Source organism: Stenotrophomonas maltophilia (assembly GCF_013464485.1).
Taxonomy (GTDB): domain Bacteria; phylum Pseudomonadota; class Gammaproteobacteria; order Xanthomonadales; family Xanthomonadaceae; genus Stenotrophomonas; species Stenotrophomonas maltophilia_AW.
This window is the reverse complement of sequence record NZ_RAUX01000031.1, coordinates 79,732-96,200: the sequence shown is the minus strand read 5'-3', so window position 1 is coordinate 96,200 and position 16,469 is coordinate 79,732. Positions and strand designations below refer to the sequence as shown.

17 protein-coding genes and 1 tRNA gene are annotated in these 16,469 nt (G+C 66.6%); 10 read left to right on the top strand and 8 right to left on the bottom strand.

Going from position 1 to position 16,469, the window contains the following annotated elements; translation table 11 throughout:
- Positions 1 to 17: 17 nt before the first annotated feature.
- Positions 18 to 461 carry a GNAT family N-acetyltransferase gene (locus D7Y61_RS14365; protein WP_180866982.1) on the bottom strand — a complete coding sequence of 148 codons (444 nt, stop codon included), beginning with the start codon at positions 459 to 461 and terminating at the stop codon, positions 18 to 20.
- 129 nt (positions 462 to 590) lie between these two features.
- Between D7Y61_RS14365 and D7Y61_RS14360 the strand changes: the two genes are divergently transcribed.
- Positions 591 to 1,001, top strand: a complete 411-nt coding sequence (locus D7Y61_RS14360; protein ID WP_345776234.1) for a DUF3592 domain-containing protein — start codon at positions 591 to 593, stop codon at positions 999 to 1,001.
- A gap of 30 nt (positions 1,002 to 1,031) precedes the next feature.
- Here the strand turns inward: D7Y61_RS14360 and D7Y61_RS14355 are convergent, their stop codons facing one another.
- Together D7Y61_RS14355 and D7Y61_RS14350 are read right to left on the bottom strand one after the other, a co-directional pair.
- Positions 1,032 to 2,153, bottom strand: coding sequence for a DUF3667 domain-containing protein (locus D7Y61_RS14355; protein ID WP_180866979.1), 1,122 nt, complete (start codon positions 2,151 to 2,153; stop codon positions 1,032 to 1,034).
- Positions 2,154 to 2,583: 430 nt separating this feature from the next.
- Positions 2,584 to 2,676 (bottom strand) — tRNA-Ser (locus tag D7Y61_RS14350).
- Between the two features lie 162 nt (positions 2,677 to 2,838).
- Between D7Y61_RS14350 and dnaX the strand changes: the two genes are divergently transcribed.
- The 4 genes from dnaX (at position 2,839) to D7Y61_RS14330 (ending at position 6,301) form a co-directional block, all read left to right on the top strand.
- A complete protein-coding gene (gene dnaX, locus D7Y61_RS14345; protein WP_180866976.1) occupies positions 2,839 to 4,866 on the top strand; it encodes a DNA polymerase III subunit gamma/tau in 2,028 nt (675 codons plus the stop codon).
- Between the two features lie 6 nt (positions 4,867 to 4,872).
- A complete protein-coding gene (locus D7Y61_RS14340) occupies positions 4,873 to 5,193 on the top strand; it encodes a YbaB/EbfC family nucleoid-associated protein (RefSeq protein ID WP_005408298.1) in 321 nt (106 codons plus the stop codon).
- An 82-nt stretch (positions 5,194 to 5,275) separates the two neighbouring features.
- Positions 5,276 to 5,875: a recombination mediator RecR gene (recR, locus tag D7Y61_RS14335; RefSeq protein ID WP_180866973.1), complete on the top strand. Its 600-nt coding sequence runs from the start codon at positions 5,276 to 5,278 to the stop codon at positions 5,873 to 5,875.
- Positions 5,876 to 5,941: 66 nt separating this feature from the next.
- The gene (locus tag D7Y61_RS14330; RefSeq protein ID WP_180866970.1) at positions 5,942 to 6,301 is read left to right on the top strand and encodes a histidine triad nucleotide-binding protein; all 360 of its coding nucleotides are present in this window, start codon (positions 5,942 to 5,944) and stop codon (positions 6,299 to 6,301) included.
- A 103-nt stretch (positions 6,302 to 6,404) separates the two neighbouring features.
- Here D7Y61_RS14330 and D7Y61_RS14325 read toward each other — a convergent pair whose 3' ends face one another.
- The 4 genes from D7Y61_RS14325 to D7Y61_RS14310 are packed head-to-tail and all read right to left on the bottom strand — an operon-like array spanning position 6,405 to position 10,771.
- Complete coding sequence (locus tag D7Y61_RS14325; protein ID WP_180866968.1) at positions 6,405 to 6,932, bottom strand: Slp family lipoprotein; 528 nt, start codon at positions 6,930 to 6,932, stop codon at positions 6,405 to 6,407.
- The gene (locus tag D7Y61_RS14320) at positions 6,929 to 8,878 is read right to left on the bottom strand and encodes a transglutaminase TgpA family protein (RefSeq protein ID WP_180866966.1); all 1,950 of its coding nucleotides are present in this window, start codon (positions 8,876 to 8,878) and stop codon (positions 6,929 to 6,931) included. The genes D7Y61_RS14325 and D7Y61_RS14320 overlap by 4 nt, the downstream gene beginning before the upstream one ends.
- Complete coding sequence (locus D7Y61_RS14315; protein WP_180866965.1) at positions 8,871 to 9,815, bottom strand: DUF58 domain-containing protein; 945 nt, start codon at positions 9,813 to 9,815, stop codon at positions 8,871 to 8,873. Before D7Y61_RS14315 ends, D7Y61_RS14320 begins: the two co-directional genes overlap by 8 nt.
- A 2-nt stretch (positions 9,816 to 9,817) precedes the next feature.
- The gene (locus D7Y61_RS14310; protein WP_180866963.1) at positions 9,818 to 10,771 is read right to left on the bottom strand and encodes an AAA family ATPase; all 954 of its coding nucleotides are present in this window, start codon (positions 10,769 to 10,771) and stop codon (positions 9,818 to 9,820) included.
- 42 nt (positions 10,772 to 10,813) lie between these two features.
- Here D7Y61_RS14310 and D7Y61_RS14305 point away from each other — a divergent pair, with 42 nt between their 5' ends.
- Positions 10,814 to 12,655: a glycosyltransferase family 39 protein gene (locus D7Y61_RS14305; RefSeq protein ID WP_180866961.1), complete on the top strand. Its 1,842-nt coding sequence runs from the start codon at positions 10,814 to 10,816 to the stop codon at positions 12,653 to 12,655.
- 162 nt (positions 12,656 to 12,817) lie between these two features.
- Here the strand turns inward: D7Y61_RS14305 and D7Y61_RS14300 are convergent, their stop codons facing one another.
- Positions 12,818 to 13,387 carry a Maf family protein gene (locus tag D7Y61_RS14300; RefSeq protein ID WP_180866959.1) on the bottom strand — a complete coding sequence of 190 codons (570 nt, stop codon included), beginning with the start codon at positions 13,385 to 13,387 and terminating at the stop codon, positions 12,818 to 12,820.
- 113 nt (positions 13,388 to 13,500) lie between these two features.
- Between D7Y61_RS14300 and D7Y61_RS14295 the strand changes: the two genes are divergently transcribed.
- The 4 genes from D7Y61_RS14295 (at position 13,501) to D7Y61_RS14280 (ending at position 16,239) form a co-directional block, all read left to right on the top strand.
- Positions 13,501 to 14,010 carry a YceD family protein gene (locus tag D7Y61_RS14295; protein ID WP_019659501.1) on the top strand — a complete coding sequence of 170 codons (510 nt, stop codon included), beginning with the start codon at positions 13,501 to 13,503 and terminating at the stop codon, positions 14,008 to 14,010.
- Between the two features lie 107 nt (positions 14,011 to 14,117).
- Positions 14,118 to 14,312: a 50S ribosomal protein L32 gene (gene rpmF / locus D7Y61_RS14290; RefSeq protein ID WP_005408308.1), complete on the top strand. Its 195-nt coding sequence runs from the start codon at positions 14,118 to 14,120 to the stop codon at positions 14,310 to 14,312.
- A gap of 91 nt (positions 14,313 to 14,403) precedes the next feature.
- Positions 14,404 to 15,381 (top strand): beta-ketoacyl-ACP synthase III, encoded by a 978-nt coding sequence (locus tag D7Y61_RS14285; protein WP_100471458.1) that lies wholly within the window; start codon positions 14,404 to 14,406, stop codon positions 15,379 to 15,381.
- A gap of 75 nt (positions 15,382 to 15,456) precedes the next feature.
- Positions 15,457 to 16,239, top strand: a complete 783-nt coding sequence (locus D7Y61_RS14280; RefSeq protein ID WP_180866957.1) for a serine/threonine protein phosphatase — start codon at positions 15,457 to 15,459, stop codon at positions 16,237 to 16,239.
- Positions 16,240 to 16,469: the final 230 nt, after the last annotated feature.

The following is a 16,469-nucleotide window of genomic DNA, read 5'->3' as shown; positions in this document are numbered from 1 at the left end:
CGGGCCGGGGCGGAGGGCTACACCCTCCGCTCCATCTCCACGGCGTCGATCCCGGCGCCGTGGCCATCCTGCACCACCCGTGTCACCTGGAAACCGAGGCCGGAGTAGAACCCCTGGGTGTGCTGGCTGGTGCTGAGCGTGATGCGCTTGATCGAGGGATCCGCTTCGGCCTGGCGCAGGCGTGCCAGTGCCAGTTCGCGGCCCAGTCCATGCCGGTGCAGCGCGCGCTGCACCATGCCCCAGCAGAAACCGGCACTGCCGTCGCCGCGTCGCGACAGGCCGCCACAGGCAACGACTCTGCCATCGCGCTCCATCACCTGGAAGGCGCATTCGCTGGCCTGCTCGCGCAGGAAGTGCTCGAAATCGCTTCGCTCTTCCGCGGCGAAATAGGTCGGCACGTTGCTGTCGAAGATCGACAGGCAGGCGCCGGTGTCGTCGTGATTGAAACGTCGAATGGACATGCGGCAACGATAGCGCGCTAGGGCGCCTGAATGCGTCTGGGCTATGCTTCCGGCATGCGGGATCGACCAGCGCGGCTGGAATCCGCCGGGCCCGTATGCTTTTCGTGTCTGCAAAGGAGCTGCCCCGTAGTGCCGGATTCTTCCCTTGACCGTGTCGACAACATCATGCGCGGCCTGGCGTTCGGTGCGATGGGGCTGCTGATGCTCATCGTCGTCGCCTTCGATGTGAACGATCGCCTCGCGTTCCTGCAGGTCGCGCAGATCGCCGAAGGCCGTGTGGTGCATCTGAATGCCGGCGGGTCACATCCGGAGGTGGCCTTCACCACCGCGGCCGGCGAGCAGATCTCCTATCCGCAGGGAGGCATGATCTTCGGTTATGAGCCCGGCCAGGTGGTGCGCGTGCTGTATCGAGCGGAACGTCCGAAACTGGATCCCTCGCTCGACACCTTCGGCGCGCTGTGGGGGATGACGATCATGGTGGCGTTGATCGGGCTGACATTCGCCGGTATCTGCCTGCGTGCGCTGTTCGGGCGGAGGTGATCGGAGGTCGGGTCGGGGCCGTCACCCGCATCAGGCCGAGATGCCTGCCAGCACCGCATACATCACCACGAAACTCACCAGGAACAGGTAGATTCCGCCGATGACGAGGTAGCGCAGTACGGTCAACGCCTTGTTGCCGCCGTAGACACGCTGCTGCATCCACAGCAGGTAGACCGGAACCGCCAGCCACAGCAGTGCGTACAGCCACTGGCTGACGGCGGCAAAGGTGGGCGAGGCGAAGGCGGTGCCCAGGCCGGCGATGAGGAACGTGGCCAGCAGTACCATCATCAGCCAGCAATGGCTGTACAGCGCCACCACCAGGTGTTCCAGGTAGCCCGTGGCCCGAGGGAGGTAGGCGATGCGCAGCACCAGCGCGAACACCGGCATCAGCAGGAACAGCGCACCGGGCAGTGCGGTCAGGATTGCCTGCATGTAGAGGTCGGTTTTGCCGCCCATGCGCTGGATGTTGGTGTTGCCGTTCTGCAGGCGCTTGTTGAGCCATGTGTTGGCGAACTGCGGCCAGCCCTTGAGGACGATGGGATTGCTGTCCGCATCCCAGGGTTTTCCGTTGAGGGTGTAGTTGAAGAAGGTGCCGTATCCGGCGTTGCCGGTGTCGGTGGGGGCAGCGGTGAGGGCGCCATCGAGCTCTGCCTTGCGCTGTGCGGCGGCGGCATTCACCGCCGCGCGCGCCATGGCGAACCCTGCGTTGCCAGCGGCGGGTGAGGCGGCCTGCTGGCGCTCGATCATCGCCTCCTGTTCGGCGCGTACGGCTTCGACCTGCTCCATCGTGGTGGCCTTGGCGTAGGCCGAGTCGCGCCCGCCGCCGACGCCGAAATCGTCGACGTGTACGAACAGCTTGCCGATGAAGAAGGTGAACAGCGTGAGGATCACGAACAGGCGCAGTGGCTGCACGTAGCCGACCCGGCGGCCCTTGAGGTAGTTCAATGCGATGCGGCCGGGTACCCAGAGATCCCGCAGCGTGCGGAAGATGCGCCCATCGAGATGCCAGAAGGATTCGAACACTTCTTCGATGGCATGGCCCACGTGCTTGAGCGGGTTGTGCGCGGATTGCCCGCAGCGATGGCAGTAGTGGCCCCGCAGGGCGGTGTCGCAGTTCTCGCAGGCGGCGTGTGCGCTTTCGGTCGAGCTCATGGGTAGAGAGCCAAGCGTCGGATGAAGGCGCCTACGATAGCGAATTTTCAGGTTTCGTTCAGTTTTGTTTGGCGGCGTACGGCGGGCGTGGGTCGTCGCAAAGAGCATCCACGCATGGCGTGGATCTACTGACGGAATTGGGGAACACGCGCCTCTGTTCAGGGGCGCCCCGTAGAGAGGGGATTGTCGGGTGCATCCATGCACCCGATCCCGGCGCATCGGGTGGTCGTGCATCGGTGCATGCCTCGCATCTGGAGGAACAAGCCCCTCTGTTGAGGGGCTGCCCCGACAGGGGCGGGGAGAGGCAGGCAAAGGGAGGGGCCCAAAGGTTGCGCAGCAACGTTTGGGGCGAAGCGCGCGCAGCGCACTTCGCGTCCCGCGCCAGATAACTGAAAAAGGCTGCCCTTTCGGGCAGCCTTTTTCAGTTATCTGGCGGAGAGAGGGGGATTCGAACCCCCGAAGCGCGGTTTAGACGCTTACACACTTTCCAGGCGTGCTCCTTCAACCACTCGGACACCTCTCCGGATCCCTGCCATCGGCAAACGCCTCAGCAGGGGCGCAGATTCTAGCGGGCTGCGCGGCACTTCACAAGCACCCCAGCCAGGAACCTGCGAAGGACGTGCCGGAGGCGAGGGGGCTGGACAGGCATGGCACAATGGAACATCCGATGGAAAACGGTGGCCTGATGTCCTACCTCGTCCTTGCCCGCAAGTGGCGTCCGAAGCGTTTTGCCGAGCTGGTGGGCCAGGAACACGTGGTCCGTGCGCTCAGCAACGCGCTGGACAGCGGCCGGGTCCACCACGCGTTCCTGTTCACCGGTACCCGCGGCGTGGGCAAGACCACCATCGCGCGCATCTTCGCCAAGTCGCTGAACTGCGAGCAGGGCACCAGCGCCGACCCGTGCGGCCAGTGCGCGGCCTGCCTGGACATCGACGCCGGCCGCTACATCGACCTGCTGGAAATCGACGCCGCCTCCAACACCGGTGTGGACGACGTGCGCGAGGTGATCGAAAACGCGCAGTACATGCCCTCGCGTGGCAAGTACAAGGTCTACCTGATCGACGAAGTGCACATGCTGTCCAAGGCGGCGTTCAATGCGCTGCTGAAGACGCTGGAAGAGCCGCCGGAGCACGTGAAGTTCCTGCTGGCCACCACCGACCCGCAGAAGCTGCCGGTCACCGTGCTCAGCCGCTGCCTGCAGTTCAACCTCAAGCGCCTGGACGAGGACCAGATCCAGGGCCAGATGGCCCGCATCCTGGCCGCCGAGGAGATCGAAGCCGACGGCAGCGCCATCGTGCAACTGGCCAAGGCTGCTGACGGCAGCCTGCGCGACGGCCTGTCGCTGCTGGACCAGGCGATCGCCTATGCCGGCGGTGCGCTGCGCGAGGACGTGGTGCGCACGATGCTGGGCACGGTCGACCGCACCCAGGTGGCCGCGATGCTCGATACGCTGGCCGAGGGCGATGGTCTGCGGCTGCTGCAGGTGGTGGCCGCGCTGGCCGAGTTCTCGCCCGACTGGAGTGGCGTGCTGGAAGCATTGGCCGAAGGCCTGCATCGCATCCAGGTGCAGCAGCTGGTACCGGGTGCCTCAGCGGCCGCTGAAGGCCTGGACGCGGCGGTGTTCGCCGAGCGCCTGCGCCCGGAAGTGGTGCAGCTCTGGTATCAGATGGCCTTGAATGGCCGCCGCGATCTGCCGTTGGCGCCGAGCCCGCGCGCGGGCTTTGAAATGGCCGTGCTGCGCATGCTGGCGTTCCGTCCGGCTGCGGCAGTACCACCGGTGCCGAAGTCGGTGGACGGTGCAGGCAATGCGCCGGGCGGCAATGCTGCCGGAGGAGGCAGCGGTGCGGGTACCCACGAAGCGGCGCCGGCGACTGCCGCCGCTTCGGCAAGCCCGGCCGTGGCAGCGCAGGTGGCCGCTCCGGTGCAGGCCACGCCGCGCGAACCTGACCCCGAACCTGAGCCGGCCCCGCAACCCGAACCGGACCCGACACCTGAGCCTGAACCGGTTCCGGTGGAAGAGCCCGTGTCACCGCCGCCAGTGAAGGCCGAAGCAGCGGCGCCGCTTTCCGTTGAAGCAGAAGCGGGCGACGACCTGCCACCGTGGGCCACCGACGAAGCCAAGGCGCGTGACGAGGCGCTGGCGGCCGAGATGGCCGGGCCGGACGCCGCCATGGTGGCGCCCTGGCATGAGCCGCCGGCTCCCGTTGCGGTCCCCGGCGAGCCTGCGCCGCCTGAGCGCCCGTTCCGTACGGAAGGCATTGCCATCGCGCCGCCCCCGGTACGTGATGCCGTGCCGCAGGAAAGTGTCAGCGACCTGGCCAGCGCCGAGGACTGGCTCGATCTGGTTGCCAACAGTGGCCTCAGCGGCCCGTCGCGCCAGCTGGCCGCCAACGCCGCCTTCATCAGTTGCCAGCAGGGGACCTTGAAACTGGGCCTTTCGCCCGGATTTGAATACCTGCGCTCGGAGCGCGCGCTGGCCGCCCTGGGCGAGATGCTGGAAAAGGCCCTGGGCCAGGCGCCGAAGATCGTGGTCGAGACCGTGGAAACCGAACACGTTCCGGCCGAGACCCTGCACCAGCGTGCCGACCGCCAGCGTGGCGAACGGCAGCAGGAAGCAGAGGCCGTTTTCATGGACGACCCGGAAGTGCAGATGCTGATCCAACAGCATGGTGCCCGGGTTGTTTCCGATTCCATCCGTTCTTTTGACGAGTAAGACACCATGCGCGGAAACATCGCCCAACTGATGCAGCAGGCCCAGAAGATGCAGGAGAACCTGCAGAAGGCCCAGGAAGAAATCGCCAAGATCGAGGTGACCGGCAGCGCCGGTGGCGGCATGGTCAGCGTCACCCTGACCGGCGCCAAGGAATGCCGCAAGGTTCGTATCGACCCGTCGCTGACCAGCGACCCGGAAATGCTGGAAGACCTGATCGCCGCCGCCTTCAACGATGCGTCGAACAAGATCGATGCCGAATCGAAGTCGAAGATGGGTTCGGCCACCGCCGGCATGCAGCTGCCGCCGGGCATGAAGCTGCCGTTCTGATTTTCAGCGTGGCATCCGTGTAACCGGGTGCCACGGACCCTCCAGCCGTCGAGTGTGCTCGACGCAATGAAAACCTGCCGCCGTGTCCGCACCCCTGCTTGAACAACTGATCGACGCACTGCGGGTGCTGCCTGGCGTCGGCCAGAAGACTGCGCAGCGCATGGCCTACCACCTGCTTGAGCGCGAGCGCGAAGGTGGCCAGCGTCTGGCCGAAGCCCTGGCGCTGGCGATGGAGCGCATCGGCCACTGCGCCCAGTGCCGCGATTTCAGCGAATCCGAGCTGTGCCCGACCTGCGCCAACAGCAGCCGCGAGCGCAGCCAGCTGTGCGTTGTCGAATCACCGGCTGACCGCCTGGCGATCGAGAATGCGACAGGCTTCCGTGGCGTCTACTTCGTGCTGCAGGGTCGTCTGTCGCCGCTCGATGGCATCGGCCCGCGCGAACTGGGCCTGGAGCAGTTGGAGCAGCGCCTGGCCGGAGGCGAAGTGCAGGAGCTGATCATCGCCACCAGTGCCACCGTCGAGGGCGAGGCCACCGCGCACTATCTGGCGCAGCTGGCGCGTGCGCGCAAGGTGCAGCCGAGCCGCTTGGCGCAGGGCCTGCCACTGGGCGGTGAGCTGGAGTACGTCGATCGCGGGACGCTGTCGCACGCGTTCGGAACGCGCAGCGAATTCCGCGATTGATCGAGCACCGGGCAAGGTCCGGTGCGAGCGGCCTACAATGCGGAAGACATCCCGCCGAGGCCGACCATGAGCAACGAAACCCTCTTCAGCAAGATCATCCGTCGCGAGATCCCGGCCACCATCGTCTACGAGGATGACGAAGTGCTGGGCTTCAAGGACATCGCACCGCAGGCGCCGGTGCACGTCCTGTTCATTCCGAAGAACGAGATAATCCCGACCCTGGATGACGTGCAGCCCTCGCAGGCGCACCTGATCGGCAAGCTGGCGCTGGCCGCTGCCGAGTACGCGCGCCGCGAAGGGTTCGCGCAGGACGGCTACCGCATCGTGATGAACTGCCGCGAACACGCCGGGCAGACCGTGTTCCATATCCACATGCACCTGCTGGCCGGTGGGCCGCTGGGGCATTTCGGCACGCCAGGGCATTGATGCGGGAAAAGCCCGGCACTTCCAGGTAGATCCACGCCATGCGTGGATGAAAAAAGGCCGCCCGGCGAGGGCGGCCTTTTCCGTCATACGTCTGCGCTGGTGATCACCACCAGCCCCAACGGCCGTAGCCGCCCCAGTACGGGCCATACGGGCCCGGGCCCCACGGGCCGTACGGGTAGGGCACCACGTCAACCTGGCGCGGTTCCGGCCACAGGTAGATCACATCGGCCGACAGCTTCGGCAGGCGATAGTCGTACTCGCCGATGCGGGTGTTCTGGTAGCCATCGATCTTGCCGATGAAGGTCACGTCACGACCGGCTTCGAACACGGCCGGGTCATAGAAGCCGGCGCGGCAGGCGATGAAGCGGCCGTCGCTGGCGTCGGACGACGTGGTGTTCGGGCGGCCACTGGCGTTGAGTGGGCGCGAGATCATCTGGAAACAGGTCTCGCCCTGGCCGGGCTTGGTTTCGATGATGCGGCCGCCCCAACGGACCGGCGTGCCGACCTGCTGGGTGGCGACCGAGTCGCGCGGGGAGACCAGGCTGAACTGTCCCTGCAGCGGCTTGGGAGCCGTGGCGCAGGCCGACAGGGCCAGCGTGGCCACAGCGGTGAGGAGGAACTTGGTGTTCATGGGGAGGCTCCGGAAGTCGGGCGATGCCTGCGCAGGTCCCGCAATAATGAAGCGAGGTCGGTGCAAGTTCCAGCGTAGCGCGCGTCGGCGAAACGCTGGCTGAGTGCGAGCAGGGCCGGGTCAGGGCGCTGCCGGTGGACCCGCTGTGCCCAGTGCAGTGCGGTTTCGTGCGGTTCACGGGCCAGGCCAAGGCGGGCATAGCGCCGTCCCAGCCGATGCCAGGTGCGTAGCAGCGGGTCGCGTTCGCGCTCGCCGCGTGCAAGCAGCCAGGCCATCCACGCCAGCGCCAGCAGTGCGGCCACCACGAAGCCAGCGACCAGCTGGCCGGGATCCAGGTTTTCCCGCCCGAACGGCTTGAGCAGCTGTTGCTGGCGGCGCGCATCGAAGGACAGCACCAGATCGTTCCAGCCACGGCGCAGCCAGTCGCCCATCTGCCCCAGCTGCAGCCAGCGTTGCTGCAATGGGCTGTCGGCGCTGGCCTGCAGGCGGTCGTCGAGGGTGTCGAGGATGCGCTCCGGTGCCACGGCCGCAGTGGGGTCGACCCGCACCCAGCCGCGCTGCGGCAGCCACACCTCAGCCCAGGCATGGGCATCCATACGCCGTACCACCCAGTAGTCGCCGATGCGGTTGCGGGTGCCCCCGGCGAAACCGGTCACCACTCGCGCCGGAATGCCAGCGTTGCGCATCAGCACCACGAAGGCCGAGCTGAAGTGTTCACAGAAGCCGGCCTTGTAGCCGAACAGGAACTCGTCGATCGGGTCGCGCCCTGCCGCCGGGGTATCCAGCGTGTAGGAGAAATCGGTGGTGATCCACTGCAGCGCGCGGCGCACGATCGCTTCGTCATCGCCGCCGGCATCCCGCCGCCATTGCTGCGCCAGGGTGGCGGTGCGCGGGTTGAAGCCGGCCGGCAGCTGCAGCGTCGCGCGCCGCAGGTAGGGTGACAGCATGCTGTCAAAGCGAACCGGGGGCGCCGAATGCAGTCGCCAGCGGCTGAGCGAGGCCAGTGGGCGTTCACTGCTCAGGCTCATGTCCGCATCCAGCGCGGTGCCGGCCGGCGCGCGGCTGGGCAGGTCCAGCGCCACCAGCTGGCGGCGGTCGGTGGGCTCGTAGTCGATCTGGTAGTCCCAGCCCTGTGCGCCGGCTTCGACCATCGCCGCAGGCCGACGCGCGCTGGCACGGTCGCGTGTCCAGCGGCGGCCATCGAACGCACTCAGCACCGGCCCCCGCCAGTAGCGTTGTGCCGGCTCGGGCGCCGGGCCGAAGAACTGCACGCGCAGCGCCGGGGTATCGTCTGCCATCAGGTCCAGCCACTGGCCAGGTTCCATGCTGTCGGACAGCCCCGGCGAGCCGACGGCACGTTCTGGGATGCCCCACAACGGCGTCGCCAGGCGCGGGAACAGCCAGAAGCAGGCCAGTGCCAGTGGCAACCCGATCGCCAGCAGGCGCCCGACGCTGCGCAGCTGCCCACGCAGCGGCAGGGTGCCGGCGTGGCCTTCATCCTGGGCCAGGCGCTGCAGGGAGAGCAGTGCGCTGGCAGCGGCCAGTGCGGCCAAGGCTGTGGTCAGTGGCCCCTGGTCGAGCAGGAACGCCGCAAACGGCGAGAACAGGGCGAAGCCGAGCAGGCTGCGGGCGTCGCGCAGGCTGCGCAGTTCGCTTGACTTGATCGCCAGCATCGCCGCCAGCAGCGCACAACCGGTATCGCGACCGGGGCGGACCATGCCCATCTGCCAGACGATGGCGGCCAACATGCCCAGTACCAGCAGCAGGCGTACCGGCATTGGCAGCACCTTCCGCCATGACAGGAGCGTGGTCACGACCGCGGCGGCGGCGATCACGCCAGCCAGCACCGGCGGCAACTGCAGCAGCAATGGCAACAGTGCCAGCGCCGCGCTGGCCAGCGTCCAGTTGCGTGCATTGCGGTCGAGTGGGGGTGTGGTCTCAGTCATGCGGCATCAGCGCCAGCGCGCGCAGGCACAGGTGGTGGTGGCTGGCGCCTTGGCCGGGCCCGAATGGCGGGTGTGCAGGCAGCAGCAGGGTATAGCGGCGGCCTTCGCGCTCGGCCATGTCGACCCAGCGTGCCAATCGCGCGATGCGTGCTTCTTGGCCCATGGGGACCAGCGTGCGCCAGTCAAGGATGACTTCGATGCCCACCGGCTTTTCGTACTCGCGCACCAGCAGGCTGTCGCGGCGCGCCGAGTGCTTCCAGGAAATGCTTCGAGGCGCATCGCCCACCCGATAGGTCCGCAGCTGATGCAGTTCTTCGCCACTGGCATGGGCCCGTGTGTGCAGCGGATCGCTGCCGCTCTCCGGCAGGTCTGGCGCCAGTGCTTCAGCCTGCGGGTAGACCAGCAGCGGCTGCTCCGGCCACACCCACGACCATGCCCTCACCAGGCCCAGCGGCTGGGTGGTGGACAGGCGGATGCGGGGCAGCTCCAGCCAGCCGCGGCGCTCGCTGGGAACTTCCAGCTCGACTTCACCACGGCCGTGCGCTGGCAGCGAGGTCCAGGCTTCACTGCCGCCCAGCTGCAGGTGCAGGCCGTGGCGCGCGCGCGGATCGTGCAGTGAAAGGTCCACGCGCAGCCGCATCGGTTGCCCGGCCGGAACGGGCTCTGCGGAGATCGCATCAACCTGCACGCCCGACAGTTGCAGGTGCGCAGCGATGGCGCTGGCGATCGCTGCTGCGGCCAGCAGCAGGGCCAGCAGCAGGGCTGGATTGTTGTTGTAGTTCAGTGCGCCCAGCAGCATGGCAACCAGCAGGGTGGCCACGAACAGGCCGAAGCGGGTGGGCAGCACGTAGATGCGATGGCGGTCCAGTCGCTGTGGCAGCGCTTCGGGCCTGCGTGGGCGTGCCAGCAGTTGCAGTCGTGCCCAGCGCGCGGCCACGCTCAATCCACCGCAACGGTCTGCAGGATGGCCCGCGCCAGTGCGGGCCCCGAGCTGGACTCGGCCTCGGCCACCAGGCGATGACCGGCCACCGCGACGAACAGGGTCTGTACATCCTCGGGCACCACATGGCCACGGCCCAGCAGCAATGCATGCGCCTTGGCCGCACGCAGCAGGGCCAGGCCGGCGCGCGGTGACAGCCCGACGCGCACGCCGGCGTGCTGGCGGCTGCGGGTCAGCAGGGCCTGCACGTAGTCGATCAGCGCGTCGCTGGCATGCACCTGGTTCACCGCTTCGCGCAGCGTGCGCACCTGGATGTCATCCAGCTTCGGCACAGCGCGCGCGATCAGGTCTCGGCGATCGGTACCCCTCAACAGTTCACGCTCGGCCTGTGCGCTGGGGTAACCCATCGCCAGCCGCAGCAGGAAGCGATCCAGCTGCGAATCCGGCAGCGGGAACGTACCCGACAGATCCACCGGGTTCTGCGTAGCGATCACGAAGAATGGATCGGGCAGCGGATGGGTCTGCCCATCCAGGGTGACCTGCTGTTCGGCCATCGCTTCCAGCAGTGCGCTCTGCGTGCGTGGCGGTGCCCGGTTGATCTCGTCGGCCAGAAGCACATGGGTGAACACCGGGCCCGGATGGAACTGGAACTGGCGGCTGCCGGCTTCGTACACCGAGACACCGAGTACATCGGCGGGCAGCAGGTCGGACGTGAACTGCACGCGCTGGAAGCCAAGGCCGAGGCTGCTGGCCAACGCGTGCGCCAGCGTGGTCTTTCCCAGGCCGGGCAGATCTTCGATCAGCAGGTGGCCGCCGGAAAGCAGGGCGACAAAGGCCAGCCTGACTTCCGGCACCTTGCCCAACACCAGTGCATTCACCTGATCCTGTGCCTCCCTCAGGGCCTGACGCAGTTGATCGGTTAGCATGCTGGGATCGGGGGACGAAGCTGGCATGATCGTCTCAATTCTGGAATCCACTCGATTATCCATAGAGCAATGCAGGGCGAACAGCGCGCACGGACAATATTTCTCTGGTTATGGACGCTGGTCACAGCGGCCAAGCTGGTCATTGCCGCGCGCCTGCCGCTGTTCGTCGATGAAGCGTTCTATTGGCAGGAAGGCCAGCACCTGGCTGCGGCCTACTCGGATCTGCCTGGGCTGACTGCATGGCTGGCCCGCCTGGGTGTGGAAATCGGCGGCCATCACGTGCTCGCATTGCGCCTGCCGTTCCTGGCCATTGGCGCGCTGCTGCCTCTGCTGGTGGTACGTACGGCCACGCGGTGGTTCGGCAACGTGGCGGGTTGGCAGGCGGGCAGCCTCACGCTGCTGATGCCGTTGTCGGCAACGCTGGGCCTGCTGGCAGTGCCGGATGTCCCCATGGCGCTGGCGGCGGTGATCTGCCTGCACGCCGGTGCGCGGCTGCTGCACAACGTGGATGCATCTTCGGCCATGAAGCTGGCGCTGGGCCTGCTGATCGGCGCGCTCAGCCACTATCGTTTCATCGGTGTCATCGGTGTCGGTTTCATTGCGCTGCTGGCATTGCCGCAGGGGCGGCGCATGCTGGCCGATCCACGCGTGTGGGTCGCACTGGCGGTGGGGGTGCTGGCATGGCTGCCGTTGCTGGCGTGGAATGCGGACAACCACGATGCCGGCCTGAAGTTCCAGGTGGTCGAACGCCATCCCTGGGCCTTTGAATGGGGCGGGCTGTGGTTCCTGGTGATCCAGCCGATGCTGGTCACGCCGATCCTGTGCATGGCGATGTGGAAGGTGGCCCTGGCAGGCACCCGTAGTGGTGGCGGTGCGCGCGTGCAGTGGCGTTATTTCGGCCTGGTAGGGGGCGTGTCCACGCTGGGCATTTTCCTGCTTGGCTTCTTCACCGACGTCGAGCGGATCAGTTTCCATTGGCCGTTGCCGGGCTATCTGGCGCTGCTGGTGGCGGTGCCGGTGGTGCTCAACGGATGGCCACGCTGGTTGCGCCGTACCGGTTGGTGGCTGGCAGGTGCGGGCATGGTGCTGGCTTTCAGCTATTACCTGGTGGCATCCACGCCGGCGCTGCGCGAGCAGATGGCCGGCAGCAAGTACTACCCGCGCAACTTCGCAGGCTGGCAGCCGCTGGCTGTAGCAGTGCGCGATGAGCTGCGACAGATGCCGGAAGGTACGCGGTTGCTGGCCGGCAACTTCAAGGTCGGTGCCGAGCTGGGTTTCCAGCTGGGCAATGGCGATATCGAGGTGCTGCCGCATCCGCTCAATGACAAGCATGGCCGCACTGCGCAGCTGGCGCAGTGGGACCTGCTGCATGAGGGCGAACGCACGGTGCCGATGCTGCTGGTGTTGTCGCCCAGCGACCAGCGGTACCGCGATCTGCTCGAGCGCTATCACGCCATCTGTGAACAGGTGGGGCCGTTGCCAGCACCACGGGTGGTCAGCAGCGACCACGGCTTCCAGCGATTCCTGTTGTTCCACCTGCCGGTGCAACGCGCGGAAGGGGCTTGCGTGACACCTGCGATGGCGTGGCTGGATGCACCGTCCAATGGCGAGACGGTAGACGGCGCGCTCGCGATCAAGGGCTGGGCTTTCAAGGATGGCGTGGGCCTGGCACGCGTGGAGGTGCTGGTCGATGGTCGATCGATCGGTGACGCCCGCTATGGACGTGTGTTCGACGTTCGCCACACGTGGCCGGACAGCAACGACCCGCAGCATCCGGCGGTGGGCTTCGACGCGTCGCTGGATACCACGACGCTCGCGCCGGGAAGGCATTGGCTGGGCCTGCGTCTGCACGGCCGCGATGGCAGCGTGGAGGAGTGGCAGGAGCAGCCGTTCGAGGTCCGCAGGCGCTGAGGCGGCGCGCGCTCCAGGTCGGTAGAGTCGACTGTCAGTCGACTGCTCTTCCAGCCGTCGGCAAAACCCCGCGCTGCGCGCGATAGTCGATTGGCAGTCGACTCTACCCGGTCCATGTCCGGCCTGGGTACGTGGTCGGTGCCAGCAGCCAGCGCCACGCCCTCAGGGCACCGCGAACCCGGCCCGGCGCAGCAATCCGCACAGGGCGATCAACGGCAGGCCGATCAGCGCGGTGGGGTCGCGGTTGTCGATTGCTTCGAACAGGCTGATGCCCAGGCCTTCACATTTGAAGCTCCCGGCGCAGTCCAGCGGCAGCTCGGCGGCCACGTAGCGGGCGATTTCCTCCTGGCCCAGCCCACGGAAGCGGACCTCGGTCAGATCGACGGTGGTGAATGATTCTCCGTCTCGCGTGAGACTGATCGCGGTATGGAAGCGCACCGTCTGCCCGGCCATCGCCGCCAGTTGCGCGCAGGCGACCTCGACCGTGCCGGGCTTGCCCAGCGGTTTCCCGTTCAGGTCCGCCACCTGGTCCGAACCGATTACCCAGGCGCCCGGATGGCGGGCGGCCACCTCGGCCGCCTTGGCCGCGGCCAGGCGCATAGCCAGGGCCCGCGGGTCCTCTCCATTCAACGGGGTTTCGTCCACCTCCGGGCGCGCGCACTCGAAGGGCAGGCCCAGCCGTTGCAGCAGTTCGCGGCGGTAGCGGGAGGTGGAGGCCAGGACCAGTGGCATGCGACAATACCGGGGCAGGGCGAGGCAGTCTGGCCCGTCTGCAGCGCCAGCGGCAAGTCCTGTATGGCGGGCATTTGACAGCCGCCGTCCCGATCCTTAGTATTCAGCGGCTTATGTCCGCGAACGTGCCCGAAACGCTGGATGCCTGGCGGATGGTTGTAGCGCGAAGGCGCTTCGACGGTCAGGTCTCCCTGGCTGAATTGACCCGCCTGCAGGGGTTGGTCGCAGATACCGACGGCGAGTGTGTCTACTCGCTTGAATTCGGTCGCGACGACGTCTTGCGGGTATCCTATGTGGAACTGACCATCGACACCGCGTTGCCGCTGACCTGTCAGCGCAGCATGCAGCGATTCCTGTTGCCGGTGAAGGTGACCCAGAGGCTTGGCCTGATCCGCGACGAGGACGAGGAATCGTCCCTGCCGGAGGAATACGAGGCGTTGCTGGTGCCGGAAGATGGCCAGCTGAAGCCGCTGGATCTGGTCGAGGACGAATTGGTGCTGGCGGTGCCGGTGGTGCCGCTGTCGCCCGACGGTGAAGCAGTCGACAAGGACTGGGCGCCGAGCGAAGAAGAAACGAAGAAGGCCAATCCGTTCGCGGCATTGGCGGCATTGAAGAAACAATAGCAGCCGGTTGTCGTCGGCGGCTGCGGCGAAAGCGAAAAGTGTGCTGGGCGCTGGCGTCCTGTGCGACGAAACGACGAAGCAAAACGAACCGAGTTTGGAGCAATCCCATGGCTGTCCAGAAATCCCGTGTTACCCCGTCCCGCCGCGGCCAGCGCCGTTCGCATGACGCCCTGAGCGCCAAGCAGCTGTCGACCGACCCGACCACCGGCGAAGTGCACCTGCGTCACCACATCACTGCTGACGGTTTCTACCGCGGCAAGAAGGTCATCCAGACCAAGACCTCGGCCGTCGAAGAAGATTGATGTGCCGGGAAGGCCGCTGCCTCCGGGCAGCGGCCTTTGCCTTCTTTCCCGGGTGTGCCGGTGATCGGCGGCCCGCGCAACAGGAAACATGATGAGCAAGCGGATCTACTCGAGGATCGCGGGCACCGGTAGCTATTTGCCGGAAAAAGTCCTGACCAACGCCGACCTGGAAAAAATGGTCGAAACCTCGGATGAGTGGATCCAGTCGCGTACCGGAATTCGTGAACGGCACATCGCGGCCGAAGGCGAAACCACCAGCGACCTCGGCTACAACGCCGCCCTGCGCGCGCTTGAAGCGGCTGGCATCGACGCTTCGCAGCTCGACATGATCGTGGTCGGCACGACCACGCCTGACCTTATTTTCCCGTCCACCGCGTGCCTGATCCAGGCCAAGCTCGGTGTTGCGGGGTGCCCTGCCTTCGACGTCAATGCGGCCTGCTCGGGCTTCGTGTTCGCGTTGGGCGTGGCCGACAAGTTCATCCGTTCCGGCGACTGCAGGCATGTGCTGGTGATCGGCACCGAAACGCTGACCCGCATGGTCGACTGGAATGATCGCACCACCTGCGTGCTGTTCGGCGACGGCGCCGGCGCCGTCGTGCTCAAGGCCGATGAAGAAACCGGCATCCTCAGCACCCATCTGCATGCCGACGGCAGCAAGAAGGAGCTGCTGTGGAACCCGGTCGGCGTCTCGACCGGCTTCAAGGATGGCGCCAACGGTGGCGGCACCATCAACATGAAGGGCAACGACGTGTTCAAGTACGCCGTCAAGGCGCTGGACTCGGTCGTGGACGAGACCCTGGCCGCCAACGGCCTGGACAAGTCCGACCTGGATTGGCTGATTCCGCACCAGGCCAACCTGCGCATCATCGAAGCAACGGCCAAGCGCCTGGACATGTCGATGGACCAGGTGGTGGTCACCGTCGACAAGCATGGCAATACCTCGTCCGGCTCGGTACCGCTGGCGCTGGATGCCGCCGTGCGTTCAGGCAAGGTCGAGCGCGGTCAGCTGCTGCTGCTGGAAGCCTTCGGCGGTGGCTTCACGTGGGGTTCGGCCCTGCTGCGCTATTGATGGTGCAAGTTACGACAACGTGAAGTCTGTCGTTACGGCCCCTCTGGGGCCGTAACGCGTTTAGGAGGTCCTGTCATGGTTGAGCCCATCGTCATTGAAGGGCAGCGCGCCTGGCTGAAGCAGTACGGCAAGGGAAGCCGGGCGCTGGCCCTGGGCCTGCTCAACTTTGTCGCCCGCCGTTTCCATCTGGATGCGCTGCGCCCGCCGCCGCACCGCGGAGGCGACGCCGCGCGCGAAACCGAAGCCCGTCGCCTGGCAGAACTGCAGGCGCAGGGCGTCAACGTGCCCGATGTACTGGGTACCGGGCATGCCGCGCTGGTGATCGGCGACAACGGCAGTTCGTTCAATACCTGCCTGCGCGAAGCCGATGAGGCCGGTCGCGACCGGCTGGTGATGGCGGCGATGCTGGCCATCGCCGAAGCGCATGCGCGTGGCGCCTATTTCGGCCAGCCGTTGCCGCGCAATCTCACCTGGGACGGTGAGAAGGTGGGTTTCATCGACTTCGAGGAAGATCCGCTGGAAGTGATGGACCTGTCCGAAGCGCAGGCCCGCGACTGGCTGATGTTCGGTTACGGCGTGGCGAAGTACTACGCCGACCGTCCCGAGCACCTGCAGGCGATGATGGCCGAGGCGATGGGCGATGCCCAGGGACCGGTGCGCGAGCACGTGCACGCGGTCAGCGGGCGGCTGCGCAGCCTTGCGCGGGTGTGCATGAAGCTGGGCCGCTCGGCGCGCGCGCTGGCCCACTCGATCTTCATCGCCCATGGTGCAAGCACGGCGGGCGTACTGATGCTGGTGGGCCTGTGCGTGGACTTCCTCGCCGACGGCGACCTGGATGTGCTGCAGCTGTTCTGCTGATGGCCGGTTCGCGCTGCGGTAGAGTCGACTGTTAGTCGACTTCCGCGCGCAGCGCGGGTTGTCAGGGGCTGATCGAAGGGCAGTCGACCAACAGTCGGCTCTACCCGTGCGGGGACACCGAGCCGGATGCCAGGTTGTCCCGCGGCCGCCCTCCATACGCCTGCATACGCGCACGTACAGACGACACGGCATGTTCGCCCTTATCATGGCCCGCTTCGATTGCAACAAGC

Coding starts and splice junctions, on each gene's coding strand:
- D7Y61_RS14355 (WP_180866979.1), bottom strand. CDS start 2,153: ATGAGCTCGACCGAAAGCGCACACGCCGCCTGCGAGAACTGCGACACC.
- D7Y61_RS14300 (WP_180866959.1), bottom strand. CDS start 13,387: ATGCCACTGGTCCTGGCCTCCACCTCCCGCTACCGCCGCGAACTGCTG.
- D7Y61_RS14285 (WP_100471458.1), top strand. CDS start 14,404: ATGAGCAAGCGGATCTACTCGAGGATCGCGGGCACCGGTAGCTATTTG.
- dnaX (WP_180866976.1), top strand. CDS start 2,839: ATGTCCTACCTCGTCCTTGCCCGCAAGTGGCGTCCGAAGCGTTTTGCC.
- D7Y61_RS14340 (WP_005408298.1), top strand. CDS start 4,873: ATGCGCGGAAACATCGCCCAACTGATGCAGCAGGCCCAGAAGATGCAG.
- D7Y61_RS14295 (WP_019659501.1), top strand. CDS start 13,501: ATGTCCGCGAACGTGCCCGAAACGCTGGATGCCTGGCGGATGGTTGTA.
- D7Y61_RS14320 (WP_180866966.1), bottom strand. CDS start 8,878: ATGACTGAGACCACACCCCCACTCGACCGCAATGCACGCAACTGGACG.
- rpmF (WP_005408308.1), top strand. CDS start 14,118: ATGGCTGTCCAGAAATCCCGTGTTACCCCGTCCCGCCGCGGCCAGCGC.
- D7Y61_RS14280 (WP_180866957.1), top strand. CDS start 15,457: ATGGTTGAGCCCATCGTCATTGAAGGGCAGCGCGCCTGGCTGAAGCAG.
- D7Y61_RS14325 (WP_180866968.1), bottom strand. CDS start 6,932: ATGAACACCAAGTTCCTCCTCACCGCTGTGGCCACGCTGGCCCTGTCG.
- D7Y61_RS14365 (WP_180866982.1), bottom strand. CDS start 461: ATGTCCATTCGACGTTTCAATCACGACGACACCGGCGCCTGCCTGTCG.
- D7Y61_RS14310 (WP_180866963.1), bottom strand. CDS start 10,771: ATGCCAGCTTCGTCCCCCGATCCCAGCATGCTAACCGATCAACTGCGT.
- D7Y61_RS14305 (WP_180866961.1), top strand. CDS start 10,814: ATGCAGGGCGAACAGCGCGCACGGACAATATTTCTCTGGTTATGGACG.
- D7Y61_RS14330 (WP_180866970.1), top strand. CDS start 5,942: ATGAGCAACGAAACCCTCTTCAGCAAGATCATCCGTCGCGAGATCCCG.